This is a genomic window from Burkholderia sp. BCC0419, from assembly GCF_902830285.1.
Taxonomy (GTDB): Bacteria; Pseudomonadota; Gammaproteobacteria; order Burkholderiales; family Burkholderiaceae; genus Burkholderia.
On the sequence record NZ_CADESR010000009.1, the window covers coordinates 133178 to 146139 of the forward strand.

At 68.4% G+C, this 12962-nt stretch carries 12 protein-coding genes; 4 read left to right on the forward strand and 8 right to left on the reverse strand.

The window, feature by feature from the left end; genetic code table 11:
* Positions 1-86 precede the first annotated feature (86 nt).
* Both eat and HWW87_RS30170 read right to left on the reverse strand, forming a co-directional pair.
* Positions 87-1499 (reverse strand): ethanolamine permease, encoded by a 1413-nt coding sequence (gene eat / locus HWW87_RS30165; RefSeq protein WP_174432136.1) that lies wholly within the window; start codon positions 1497-1499, stop codon positions 87-89.
* Between the two features lie 210 nt (positions 1500-1709).
* A complete protein-coding gene (locus HWW87_RS30170; RefSeq protein ID WP_175823365.1) occupies positions 1710-3173 on the reverse strand; it encodes a mechanosensitive ion channel in 1464 nt (487 codons plus the stop codon).
* 274 nt (positions 3174-3447) lie between these two features.
* Here HWW87_RS30170 and HWW87_RS30175 point away from each other — a divergent pair, with 274 nt between their 5' ends.
* Entirely contained in the window at positions 3448-4329 is an 882-nt protein-coding gene (locus HWW87_RS30175; RefSeq protein ID WP_175823366.1) for an AraC family transcriptional regulator, read from the forward strand.
* A 159-nt stretch (positions 4330-4488) separates the two neighbouring features.
* Here the strand turns inward: HWW87_RS30175 and HWW87_RS30180 are convergent, their stop codons facing one another.
* Both HWW87_RS30180 and HWW87_RS30185 read right to left on the reverse strand, forming a co-directional pair.
* Positions 4489-4875: a zinc ribbon domain-containing protein gene (locus HWW87_RS30180; protein ID WP_175823367.1), complete on the reverse strand. Its 387-nt coding sequence runs from the start codon at positions 4873-4875 to the stop codon at positions 4489-4491.
* A gap of 10 nt (positions 4876-4885) precedes the next feature.
* Positions 4886-7189: a heavy metal translocating P-type ATPase gene (locus HWW87_RS30185; RefSeq protein WP_244107363.1), complete on the reverse strand. Its 2304-nt coding sequence runs from the start codon at positions 7187-7189 to the stop codon at positions 4886-4888.
* Between HWW87_RS30185 and HWW87_RS37295 the strand changes: the two genes are divergently transcribed.
* From HWW87_RS37295 to HWW87_RS30195, 3 genes are all read left to right on the forward strand, one after another.
* Positions 7190-7348 (forward strand): hypothetical protein, encoded by a 159-nt coding sequence (locus tag HWW87_RS37295; protein WP_244107364.1) that lies wholly within the window; start codon positions 7190-7192, stop codon positions 7346-7348.
* A 153-nt stretch (positions 7349-7501) separates the two neighbouring features.
* Positions 7502-7933 (forward strand): Cd(II)/Pb(II)-responsive transcriptional regulator, encoded by a 432-nt coding sequence (gene cadR / locus HWW87_RS30190; protein ID WP_175823369.1) that lies wholly within the window; start codon positions 7502-7504, stop codon positions 7931-7933.
* A gap of 68 nt (positions 7934-8001) precedes the next feature.
* The gene (locus HWW87_RS30195; protein WP_175823370.1) at positions 8002-8574 is read left to right on the forward strand and encodes a PadR family transcriptional regulator; all 573 of its coding nucleotides are present in this window, start codon (positions 8002-8004) and stop codon (positions 8572-8574) included.
* A 45-nt stretch (positions 8575-8619) separates the two neighbouring features.
* Here HWW87_RS30195 and HWW87_RS30200 read toward each other — a convergent pair whose 3' ends face one another.
* From HWW87_RS30200 to HWW87_RS30215, 4 genes are all read right to left on the reverse strand, one after another.
* The gene (locus HWW87_RS30200; protein ID WP_175823371.1) at positions 8620-10050 is read right to left on the reverse strand and encodes an FAD-binding oxidoreductase; all 1431 of its coding nucleotides are present in this window, start codon (positions 10048-10050) and stop codon (positions 8620-8622) included.
* Between the two features lie 15 nt (positions 10051-10065).
* Positions 10066-10854 (reverse strand): ABC transporter substrate-binding protein, encoded by a 789-nt coding sequence (locus tag HWW87_RS30205; RefSeq protein WP_034209634.1) that lies wholly within the window; start codon positions 10852-10854, stop codon positions 10066-10068.
* A gap of 48 nt (positions 10855-10902) precedes the next feature.
* The gene (locus HWW87_RS30210) at positions 10903-12057 is read right to left on the reverse strand and encodes a pyridoxal phosphate-dependent aminotransferase (protein ID WP_175823372.1); all 1155 of its coding nucleotides are present in this window, start codon (positions 12055-12057) and stop codon (positions 10903-10905) included.
* A gap of 206 nt (positions 12058-12263) precedes the next feature.
* The gene (locus HWW87_RS30215; RefSeq protein ID WP_175823373.1) at positions 12264-12932 is read right to left on the reverse strand and encodes a TetR/AcrR family transcriptional regulator; all 669 of its coding nucleotides are present in this window, start codon (positions 12930-12932) and stop codon (positions 12264-12266) included.
* Between the last annotated feature and the right edge of the window lie 30 nt (positions 12933-12962).

The window sequence follows — 12962 nt, forward strand, 5'->3', positions numbered from 1 at the left end:
AAGCCGACGGCGCGCCCGTTCGACGGGGCGCGCCGGATGCCGTCAGGAACGGCCTTTCACGTTCACCTGCACCGTCGTCACCGCGCTCACTCCTCCAGCAGCGCGTCGCCGGGGGCGCTCGCGCGCTGCGCGCGGGTCGCGAGGAAGTACGCGTAGCCGATCGCGAGGAAGCCGACGAACACCATCGCCACCAGCCCGTTGAAATACACCATCGTGCCGAGGCAGACCAGCGCCGCCAGGATCGCGAATGCCGGGAAGATCGGGTACAGCGGCGCGCGGAACGGCCGCGCCATGTTCGGCTGCGAACGGCGCAGCTTGAACAGCGACGCCATGCTGACGATATACATCACGATCGCACCGAACACCGACATCGTCACGATATTCGCGGTGAGCGTCTGCCCGCCGAACTGGATCAGCTCGTCGCTGTAGATCGCGGCAATCCCGACCACGCCGCCCGCGAGGATCGCGCGATGCGGGGTCTTGAAGCGCGGATGCACCTTCCCGAGCCACTCCGGCAGGTAGCCTTCGCGGGCCAGCGCGAAGATCTGGCGCGAATAGCCGAGGATGATCCCGTGGAACGACGCGACGAGCCCGAACAGCCCGAGCCACACGAGCATGTGCATCCAGCCGCTGTTCGCGCCGACGATGTATTTCATCGCCTGCGGCAGCGGGTCGTTGATGTTCGCGAGCTTGGTCCAGTCGCCCGCGCCGCCGGCGAACACCATCACGCCGATCGCGAGCGCCACGAGGGTCAGGATCCCGGCCACGTACGCGATCGGAATCGAGCGCTTCGGGTTCTTCGCTTCCTCGGCGGCCATCGCGACGCCTTCGATCGCGAGGAAGAACCAGATCGCGAACGGAATCGCCGCGAACATCCCGTGGAACGCGCCCACGCTGAAGTGATCGGCGCCCGACCAGCCGCCCTTCGTGAAATTGCTCCACGAGAAGCCCGGCGACACGACGCCCATGAACACCAGCAGCTCGAAGATCGCGAGCAGCGTGACGACCAGCTCGAAGGTCGCCGCGATCTGTACGCCGACGATGTTCAGCGCCATGAACACGAGATACGCGCCCATCGCCGCATGCTTTGGTTCGAGCCCCGGAAACTGCACGTGCAGGTACGCGCCGATCGCGAGCGCAATCGCGGGCGGCGCGAACACGAACTCGACCAGCGTCGCCGCGCCGGCCAGGTAGCCGCCGGTCGGGCCGAACGCGCGGCGCGCATACGCGAACGGGCCGCCCGCGTGCGGGATCGACGTGGTCAGCTCGGTGAAACTGAAGATGAAGGTGGTGTACATCGCCGCGACGAACAGCGCGGTGATCACGAAACCCAGCGTGCCCGCGCTCGCCCAGCCGTAGCTCCAGCCGAAGTACTCGCCGGAAATCACGAGGCCGACCGCGATGCCCCACAGTTGCCAGGTCCCGAGCGTCTGCTGCAGCGCGGGCTGGCCGGACGACTTGGCGCCGGCGGCGGGCCGGCCATTCGACTCTGCTTTCATCGGATTCTCCTCAAGGGCGCCGGGCCTGCGGGCCCGCGCGACTGAGAATCGATGCTAGAGAGTCATTAAACGACGTGTTATCGAAATTCGGCAAAGATCGCGGCTGACATTTCGCTTGCAGAAATGCTTACGGAAACGCTCGCGGTAACGCCGGCCGCGCAGATTGCGGCGGCGATCCGGCCTGCGCGATGCGGGCCGGATCGCCCGTGCTTACTGGCCGCCGCCGCGCTGGTTGAACCAGCGGTCGAGCAGCTTGCCGGCCGCTTCCCGGCCGCCCAGGCCGAACGACAGCGCAACGGCCACCGCGATCGCGCCGAGCACGAGGCCGAACGCGAGCTGGACGATTTCGTTCGCGATGCCCATCGCGCGCAGCCCCATCGCGAATACGAGGCCGAGGATCGCGAATTGCGCGATGCGCGCGAACAGCACGCTGTGCTCGCGGTCGGCCTGCTCGATCACGCGGCGCGCGAGGCCCGCGAGCCACACGCCGATCACGAGGATCACACCGCCCATCAGCACATGGCCGCCGAATTCGATGAACAGCGTGACGACGTCGCGCACCTGCGAGAAGCCGAGCCGGTTCGCGGCCTCGACCGACGCGAACAGCATCGCGAAGAACACGATCAGCCGCGCGACCAGCACCGACGGCTGCAGGATGCCCGAGAACACGCGCTCGACCCCGAGCACGGCCGGCAGCCCGTCGACGCCGGCGGCTTCCAGCAGCTTCTGCGCGAGCGACGCGACGAAGCGCGCGAAGTAGAACGTGACGAGCACGATCACGATCGCCGCGACGATGTCCGGCACCGCGCCGAGGAACTGGTTCAGCATGTTGGTCGCGGGAATCGAGATCGCGTCGATCTTCAGCGCGTCGAGCGCGGAGATCAGCGTCGGCACGAACACGAACACGTAGACGATCGTGCCGACCAGGCTCGACACGCGCACCGGCGTCGGGCTGTCGATCCCTTGCGTGAGGCGGTCGGCGCCGGCGGCGACCAGCAGGTTCGTCACGAGGCCGCGCAGCACGCGTGCGACGACCCAGCCGACGAAGCCGATCACCGCGGCCGCGAAGAGGTTCGGCACGATCGCGAGCAGCTTGTCGACCATCCCCTGCACCGGCGACAGCAGGCCCGACAGCGCGAACGACCCAAGGATCGCCGGCAGGAACATCAGGATCACGAGCCAGAACAGCACGTCGCCGAGATAGCCGCTCATCGGCTGCATGCCGGCGCTTTCGGACAGCTTGTCATCGACCTTGCTCGCTTTCAGCGCGCGGTTCGCGAGGCTGCGCAGCAGCGACGCGATCAGCCACGCGATCAGCGTCAGCGCCGCGCCGCCGATCAGGTTCGGCAGGTAGTTGACGATGTGCGTGACGAGCAGCGAGAACGGATTGGAGACCGCGTACAGGTTGAGCACGTTGAAGATGCCCACCGCGGTGACGAGCAGGATGAGCCAGAACAGCCCGCCGGCGATGATGCGTTCGACGCACGCGCCCTGGCCGGTGCTGTCGGTGATCCGCTGATCGACCTTCAGTGCGTTGAGCAGGCGCAGCGCGCCGGCCCGCACCACCACGGCGATCAGCCAGCCGATTACCAGGATGCCGATCGCGCCGGCGATCTTGGGCAGGTATCCGCCTAGCGTGGTCTGCAGCGACGTGATGAAGCTGGAAGCATCCATTTCTTCTTCTCCCGAAAACGTGGTGTGGCGATTGAACATCGACGAACGACCTGCGTAATTCGAAAAGCGTGCTGCCCCGTCCGAGCAACTTACCCGAGAAAAATGACGCGTTCACCCGATTTCACCGTCTTTAACTTTAGTTCTAGATCGCAGCGGGACAAGACCCTATTTCGCTGGAATAAAAAGGGGCAGATTTCGGACGGCTACGCATTTCCGCAAGATTTGTCCATTCGGGCCGTGCTACCGTGGCGTCGGTTCCAGCCCGGACACGCCGATGACCCCAGCCGAAACGAAAACCGACCCGCCCGCGTGGGTGCGCTACGCGGCGAGCGTGGCGCGCGTCCATGCGTACATCAGCGCGCATCTGGACGGCCCGCTCGACCTGAACCGGCTCGCGGAAGTCGCGTGCCTGTCGCCGTATCACTGGCAGCGCGTCTACCGCGCGCTATACGGCGAGTCGATCGTGCTGACGGTGCGGCGGATGCGGATCGTGCGGGCGTCCGAGGATCTGGTCTGCACCGCGCGACCGCTCGACGAGATCGCGCGGCGCGCGGGCTACGGTTCGACGCACGCGTTCGCGCGGGCGTTTCGCGATGCATACGGCGTGCTCCCCGCACAGCACCGGCGCACGGGCACTCACCGGCCGATTTATCCATTACTGAGAGGAGAGGAAGACATGTTCAAGCATGAGGTCGAGATCCGGCGCCTGCCGGAACTGCGCGGCTACGCGGTGGCGCACACCGGCGCGTACATGAAGGTCGGCGACGCGTTCGGGCGGATCGGCGCGTGGGTCGGGCAGCACGGACTGATCGGCCCGGGCGCGAAGATGATCGGGATTTTCTACGACGATCCGGACACGACGCCCGAAGCGCAGTTGCGCGCGAAAGCGTGCTTCATGCCGGCCGACGGCGCGCCGGACGTCGCGCCCGTGCCGCCGGTCGAGCGTGTGACGATCGCAGGCGGCGAATACGCGGTGCTGTTGCATACGGGGCCGTATGCGGACCTGAAGACGGCCTACCAGTGGCTGTACGGTGACTGGCTGCGTCACTCGGGCCGCGAAGCCGCCGACGCGCCGCCGTTCGAGCTGTACCTCAATACGCCGATGGATACGGCGCCGGCCGACCTGCGCACCGAAATTCACCTGCCGCTGCGCTGAGCGGCGGGTGCGTCGTGGAGCCGTGTATCGGGACGGACCGCGACGATATTGCTGGTGCGGGCATGCGCGGGACGACATCGGGCATGCCGGTGCGCCGGCGGTCGAACGAAGCGTGCCGGCCTGTGCTTATGCGCGGCTGGCACGAACGCGCGAACCTCTTCAAGCCGCCTGCGTCCCGCAGCCGGGACAGAACCGCGCGTCGGCCGCCAGCGCCGCATGGCAGCGGCTGCAGGCCTTGCCGCGTTGCGCCGCGCCGCACTGCGTGCAGAAGCGTGCATCGCCAGCATTGAGTGCGCCGCAGCCCGCGCAGGCGAGGTGGTTCAGCGCCAGACCGCCGCCCTGCCCACCGTTGCCCGCATCGGCCGGCGCCTGCCAGCCCCAGCCGTGGCGATCACGGCCGCGCGCATCGTGGCCGCCATGCCCGCCCTGGCGCTGTCCGCCGTGATGCCCGCTACCGTGGCTACCGTAGCTTCCGTTTCCGCTATTGCCGTGCCCGCTGCCATGGCCACCGCCGTGGCCGCCGAGAATCCGTTTCAGAAAGCTCATCGCCCGCTCCTCAACGCTTGGCCTGGGCGCCGCCGAACGCCCCTGAGGACGACAGCAGCCGCAAGCCGTTGGCCACGACGATCAGGCTCGCGCCCGCGTCGGCGAAGACCGCCATCCACATCGTGCCGAGCCCCGCGACCGTGAGGCCGAGGAACACGACCTTCACGCCGAGCGCGAAGCCGATGTTCTGCACCAGCACGCGGTGCGTCGCGCGCGACAGTCGCACGAACGCGGGAATCTTGCGCAGGTCGTCGTCCATCAGCGCCACGTCGGCCGTCTCGATCGCCGTGTCGGTGCCCATCGCGCCCATCGCGAAGCCGATGTCGGCGCGCGCGAGCGCCGGTGCATCGTTGATCCCGTCGCCGACCATCCCGACCGCGCCCGCGCCGCCCGCCGACAGTTCCTCGACCGCCGCGAGCTTGTCTTCCGGCAACTGGTTGCCGCGCGCGTCGTCGATGCCGGCCTGCTGCGCGATCGCCTGCGCGGTATGCGGGTTGTCGCCCGTCAGCATCGCGGTGCGGATGCCGAGCGCATGCAGATCGGCGATCGCGTCGCGGCTCGTGTCCTTGATCGTGTCGGCCACCGCGAAGATGCCGAGCACGCGCGTTGCGTCGACCAGCACGACGACGCTCTTGCCTTGCCGCTCCAGCGCGTCGAGCTTCGCCTCGAGCGCCGTCGAGCAGCGCTCGAGTTCCTCGACGAGCCGGTGATTGCCGAGCCAGTAGCGCGTGCCGTCGATCGTGCCGCGCACGCCGCGCCCGACGATCGCTTCGAAGTCCTGCACGTCGGCGAATGCCGTCGTGCCGGCGTCGCGGGCCGCGGCGGCAATCGCCTGCGACACCGGGTGATCGGAGCGCGCCGCGAGGCTCGCGCCGAGGTGCCGCACGCGCGCCGCATCGGCGTCGTCCGCATGCACGTCGAAGTCGGTCTGCACCGGCTTGCCGTGCGTGATCGTGCCGGTCTTGTCGAGGGCGAGCCATGCGAGCTTGCGCCCTTCTTCCAGATAGACGCCGCCCTTCACGAGAATCCCGCGCCGCGCGGCCGCCGCGAGGCCCGACACGATCGTCACCGGCGTCGAGATCACCAGCGCGCACGGGCACGCGATCACGAGCAGCACGAGCGCGCGGTAGATCCAGTCGTGCCACGCGCCGCCCATCACGAGCGGCGGCGCCACCGCGACCAGCAGCGCGACCGCGAACACGATCGGCGTGTAGACGCGGGCGAACTGGTCGACGAAGCGCTGCGTCGGCGCCTTCGCGCCTTGGGCTTCCTCGACCGCGTGGATGATCCGCGCGAGCGTCGAGTTGGCCGCGACGGCCGTTACGCGGTAGTCGAACGAACCCGATTCGTTGATCGTGCCCGCGTACACGGCGTCGCCGGCCGCCTTGTCGACGGGCAGGCTCTCGCCGGTGATCGGCGCCTGGTTGACCGTCGAGCGGCCCGCGACGACTTCGCCGTCCAGCCCGATCCGCTCGCCCGGCTTCACGCGCACGACGGCACCGAGCGCGACCTGCGCGGCCTCGATCGTGCGCCACGAACCGTCGGCCTGCTGCACGGTCGCGGTATCCGGCGCGAGCTGCATCAGCCCCTGGATCGCATTGCGCGCGCGGTCGAGCGACTTCGCCTCGATCAGCTCGGCGATCGTGAACAGCACCATCACCATCGCGGCTTCCGGCCACTGGCCGATCGCCATCGCGCCCGTCACCGCGATGCTCATCAGCGCGTTGATGTTCAGGTTGCCGTTGCGGATCGCGATCCAGCCCTTCTTGTACGTGGTGAGCCCGCACGCGAGCACCGCGGCGAGCGCGAGCGCCGCCGACAGCCACACCGGCAGCCCGGCCCAGGTCGCGCCTTCGGACGCGATCGCGGCGACGCCGGCGAGCGCCAGCGGCCACCACGGCTTCGCGGGCGCGTCGGCGACGCGCGCCGCCGGGGCGCCGGCCGTGGCGGCCTCCGGCGTCATCCCGAGCGTGCGGATCGCGCCTTCGATCGCCGGCTGCGCGCCGGGCACGTGCTCGACGGTCAGCATCCGCTGCATCAGGTTGAATTCGAGCGCCGACACTTCGCGCATCCCGCCGAGCTTCTTGCGGATCAGCGTTTCCTCGGTCGGGCAGTCCATCTGCATGATCCGGAACGCGGAGCGCACATGGCCCGACGCGGTCGCCTGCGCGACCGGCAGCGGCGCGAGCGTCAGCGCGGCAGGCGCGCAGCAGTCGCCGGCCGCGTGGTCGTGGTCGTGGTCGTGGTCGTGGTCGTGGTCGTGGCCGGCATGGTCATGCGCGGCGTGGTCGTGCGAGCACGTGGCACCGTGCACATGCTTGTCGTCGCCAGCATGGTCGTGATCGTGGTCATGGTCATGACCCGCACCGCCATGCGCGGCGTGGTCGTGCCCGTGATCGTGGGCATGGCCGTGCGCGCGCTCGCCGGCCGCCGGCGCCGCGTCGGCAACGGTCGCCGTCTGCGTGTCGCATGAATCGGCGCAGCACGCATCGGCGCCGTCGGCATGACGGTGTCGTGGGTCGTGGGGACGCTGGGCGTCGGTCATGACAACCTCCTTTGTGGCTTGACGGTGTAGAGTTAACACCCTGAAGCCACTACAAGGTCAACCCTTACACGGGAGAAAGGCATGAAGATTGGCGAACTGGCCAAAGCGGCCCGCTGCACGCCCGAGACGATCCGTTTCTACGAGAAAGGGGGGCTGATGCCGGACGCGGAGCGCACCGATTCGAACTACCGCAACTACACCGACGTGCACGTCGAACGGCTGCGCTTCATCCGCAACTGCCGCGCGCTCGACATGGCGCACGACGAAATTCGCGCGCTGCTGCAGCTCACCGACACGCCGGCCGATCGCTGCGATTCGATCAATTCGCTGCTCGACGATCACATCGGACACGTCGATGCGCGCCTCGCGGAACTCACGCATCTGCGCGACCAGCTCACCGAATTGCGCCGCAAGTGCGTCGGCGAGCATTCGGTCGAGGATTGCGGCATCGTGCACGGCCTCACCACGATGGAAACCGTCGCGCCGGCCGCGAAACGCTCACACCTCGGCTGAAACCCTTGTCAAACAAGATAGTCTGATCGAGAATAGTTATATTCTTACTAGAAATACTCTAACTATTCATGTCTGCAAGTCGCCCGTCCCCGCTCGCGCTGGCCGTCCTCGCGACGCTCACCGAAACGCCGATGCATCCGTACGGGATGCTGCAGCAACTGAAGGCCCGCGGCTACGACGAAGTCGTCAACGTACGGCAGCGCACGAGCCTCTACCAGACGATCGACCGGCTGCTGCGCGACGGGCTGATCGCCGTACACGACACCGAGCGCGACGGCGCGTTTCCGGAGCGCACGCTGTATGCGCTGACCGAAGCCGGTCACACGGCGGGGCAGGCCTGGCTGCATACGCTGCTCGCGGAGCCCGCGCGTGAATTTCCGGCGTTCGGCGCCGGCCTCGCGTTCCTGCCGCTGCTCGATGCGGAAGATGCGCGCCACCAGCTCGAGCTGCGAATCGCACGGCTCGACGCCGAGCGCGAGCGGCTGGAAGCGCTGCGCGCCACCGCGCAGGCCGACCAGGTGCCGCGCCTGTTCCTGCTGCAGAACGAACATGCGCTCGTGCTGCTCAACGCGGAGCTCGACTGGGCGCGCAGCGTCGTCGAACACCTGAAGATCGGTGCGCTGCGCTGGGTGGACGGCTGACGTGTCATGCAGACCGATTCCCGTCGGCAACGGGAATCGCCCCCGTCAAAGCACCTTGCCGGGATTCAGGATGCCGCGCGGGTCCAGCGCGGCCTTCAGGCGCCGCATCAGCCCGATTTCCGCATCGCTGCGCGTGTGCGCGAGATAAGGGCGCTTGAGCACGCCGATCCCGTGCTCGGCCGATACCGAGCCGCCCATGTCGCGCACCACCGCATACACGCAGTGATCGAGCGCATCGGCGTCCGCGTCGGTCATCCCGGCCAACGACACGCCGATATGCACGTTGCCGTCGCCGACATGGCCGAAGAACAGGCACGTGAGCGCCGGCCAGCGCGCCCGCAACGCCGCCTCGCAGCGTTCGGCGAATGCGCCGAGTTCGCCCGTCGGCAGACTCACGTCGAAGTTGACGAGATCGGGCAGCGCATCGATCGCGAGGCCTTCGCGCAGCGTCCACAAATCGCGCGCCTGCCGCTCGGAAGTCGCGAGCACCGCATCGTCGACAAGGCCTGCATCGAACCCCGCGGCCAGCCCCGTTTCGAGCGCATGGTGCGCATCGCCGCCCGGCGCGCTCGTCGCGCATTCGATCAACACCACGAAACCGCCATCGCCGATGAACGGCGCCGACACACCGGGCGTATGGCGCGCGACATAGTCGTAGAACGCCGGCCACATCGCCTCGAAGCTGACGACCTCCGGCAGCGTGCGCACGCGGTTCCACAGCGCGACCACCGCGTCGTAGTCGCGCACGCGACAGAGTGCGGTGGCCGGCGCCGCGAGCAACGGATGCAGCCGCAGCACCGCGCGCGTGACGACGCCGAGCGTCCCTTCGCTGCCGATGAACAGCTGCTTCAGGTCGTAGCCCGCGTTGTTCTTCAGCATCCGGTTCATCGACGACACGACCGTGCCGTCCGCGAGCACGGCTTCCAGCCCGAGCACCTGCTCGCGCATCATTCCGTAGCGGATCGCGCGCGTGCCGCCCGCATTGGTCGCGAGCATGCCGCCGATCTGGCACGAGCCGCGCGCGCCGAGATCGACGCCGAACGTGAAGCCCGCCGCTTCCGCGGCTTCCTGCACCGTCTGCAGCGGCGTGCCTGCGCGCACGGTGATCGTGCCGGCCGCCGCGTCGAGCGCCTCGATGCCCGCGAAGCGCTCCATCGACAGCACGACCTCGCCGCCCAGCGCGATCGCGCCGCGCGCGAGCCCCGTCAGCCCGCCTTGCGGCACGACCGGCTGGCCGAGCCGCATGCACAGCGCGAGCGTGCGCGATACCTCGTCGACGCTGCGTGGACGCACCAGCGCACGCGGCCGCACGCCGGCCGGCTCGTTGTACGCGGTGAAGTAACGCGGGTCGATATCGGCCGCGCGCGTGACGAGCGCGTCGCCCAGTTCGGCGGCGAGCACGGCAGCGACGGCATCGTCCGGCAGCGGCATGCCGTCCGGTTCGCTGCCCGCGGCGGTCGGGTTCGGGGTCGGCATCGTGCGCGGCCCCGCTTACTTCGTCGAGATGTCGATATCGCCGAAATACTTCAGGCCGAGCGACTTCACCGTGCCGTCCGCCTTCAGCTTGTCGATCGCCGCGTCGAGCTTCGCCTTCAGCGCGTCGTCGCCCTTGCGCAGGCCGAACGCGATGCCGCTGCCGAGGATCTTGTCGTCGTGCACCGGCTGGCCGACGAACGAGAAGCCCTTGCCGTCCGGGCGCGACAGGAAGCCGCGCTGGCCGGACGGCGCGAGCACGAGCGTCGCGTCGAGGCGGCCCGCGACCAGATCCGCATACGCCTGGTTCTGGTCCTGGTACGCGACGACCGCGACGCCGGCCGGCTCCCAGTGCGCCTTCGCGAAGGTTTCCTGGATCGACGCCTGCAGCACGCCCACGCGCTTGCCCTTCAGCGATTCCGGCGTCGGCAGCAGGCCGCTGCCGGTGCGCGCGATCAACTGGGTCGGCACGCGATAGATGATCGTCGTGAAGTCGATCGCCTGGCGCCGTTGCTCGGTGGCGTTCATCGCCGAGTTGATCGCGTCGAACTTGCGGCCCTTCAGCGCCGGGATCAGCCCGTCGAACGAGGTCTCGACCCATTTGCACGACAGCTTCGCCGTCTGGCAGACGGCATTGCCGACGTCGATGTCGAAGCCCTGCAGGTCGCCGTTCGGCGCCTTCGATTCGAACGGCGGGTATTGCGCTTCGAGGCCGAAACGCAGCGTCGGCGCATCGGCGAGCGCCGCGCCGGAGCCGATGGCGCACGCGAGTGCGAACGCGAGTTTCAGGGTGGTCGTGTGCTTCATCAGGATCTCCTGTGTCTGGTCGATGCGACGTGCCCGTCGCCGGTTTTTCTACAGCGAACGCAGCCGCCGCGCGCCTTCGACCAGCGTCGCGTCGTCCTTCGAAAAACTGAGCCGGATCACGCCGGCGTCGGTGCCGTCGGTATAGAACGCCGACAGCGGAATCGTCGCGACCCGCGCGTCGCGGATCAGGCGCAGCACGAAATCGCTGTCGCTTTCGTCCGAGAAGTGGCGAAAGCGCGCGAGCATGAAGAACGAGCCTTCGCTCGGCAGCAGCTCGAAACGCGAATCGGCCAGCTCGCGCGCGAGCAGGTCGCGCTTGGCCTGGTAGAACGCCGACAGGCCGAGATAGCTGTCCGGCCGCGCGAGGATCTCCGCGAACGCGACCTGCATCGGCGTGTCGGCCGAGAACACCATGAACTGGTGCACCTTGCGGATCTCGTCCATCAGTTCGGCCGGCGCGAGGCAATGGCCGACCCGCCAGCCGGTCACGTGGAACGACTTGCCGAACGACGACACGATCACGCTGCGCTCGGCCAGCTCGCCGTGGCGCGCGACGCTCTGGTGCCGCGCGCCGTCGAACACGACGTGCTCGTAGACTTCGTCGGACAGCACCACGATGCCCGTGTCGCGCGTGAGCTGCGCGAGCCGCTCGAGATCGTCGGCGGAGAACACCGTCGCGGTCGGGTTGTGCGGCGTGTTGACGATGATCATCCGCGTGCGCGGCGTGATGGCCGCGGCCACTTCGTCCCAGTTCACGCGGAAATGCTCGGGCGACAGCTTGATCGCGACCGGCGTCGCGCCCTGCAGCCGCACGATCGGCGCATAGCTGTCGAACGACGGCTCGAAATAGATCACCTCGTCGCCGGGATGCACGAGCGCGCTGATCGCCGCATAAAGCCCTTCGCTCGCGCTCGCGATCACCGTGATCTCGGTCGCCGGGTCGTAGCGCGCGCCGTACAGCGCCTCGGTCTTCTCGGCGAGCCGCTCGCGCAGCGCGATCACGCCGGCCATCGGCGCGTACTGGTTGTGACCGTCGCGCATCGCGCGCGCGACGCCTTCGACGAGCGCCGGATCTGGCGCGAAATTCGGTGCGCCCTGTGACAGGTTCAACGCGTCGTGTTGAGCAGCCAGTTGGCCGATCACCGTGAAGATCGTCGTCCCGACGTCGGGCAGTTTCGAACGGGGCGCGGTGGCGCTTCGCATGACTCCTCCTGATGTCCTTCGGGCGGGCCGCGCCATGCGCAGCCCTGCATCTGCCGCATGATTTAGCCCCAGCCAATATCGGCGGACAATCGAAAGTTCGTCATGGCGGCCATGCATTTTTCTCATGGCTCGTGGTGAGAAGCGCCGATCGGCAAGGCCGGCCTGAGCGCCCGATATGCGAATCAGGCATTTCCCCTACGGAAAGACTAGGCGTGGGCCGCTGCGAGGTACGCGAGCAGCACGGCCCGCAGTTCGCGGCGTTGCGCGGCGAAATCGAGCGCCGGTCCGAGCGTCAGCAACGCCTGCGACAGCCCACCGTAGCAGATCGTGTGGGCCATCCGCGCAAGCCCGTCGAGCCGTGCGGCCGGCGGCGGATCGGCCGCGTGGGCCAGCGCGTCGCGCCACAGCGCGACATAGGCGTCGTAATGTCGGCGATAGGCGGCCAGCGGCGACACCTGCCGCTCCAGCGCGAACAGCGCGCCCCACAGCGCCGCGTCGGCGGCGATCGTATCGACCTGGAGATCGACCAGCGCGGCGGCGAGTTCGGCCCGCGGCGCGCCGCGCAGCCGCTGCACCGTTTCGCGCAACTGGTCGGCCAGCGCCAGCACGCGGCGGTGGATGCAGAGCGCCGCAAGGCTCTGCTTGTCGCCGAAATACTCGTAGAAGGTGCCGATGCTGACGCCCGCGACGGCCGCGATCTCGCGGATCGTCGCCTTCGCGTAGCCGCGTTCGAGCAAAAGCTGAACGAACGCCTGTTGCAGCGCGTCGGAACTCGCCTGCGCACGCGACTGGCGCGGCCGGCGGCGCAACGCGGGCGCGGGTTGCGCCGCCGGCGAGCCGGGCGGCGCCGGAACCTGAACATGTCGCGGCGGCATATTTGCTACTCTGAATTCAGCAGGGAATAC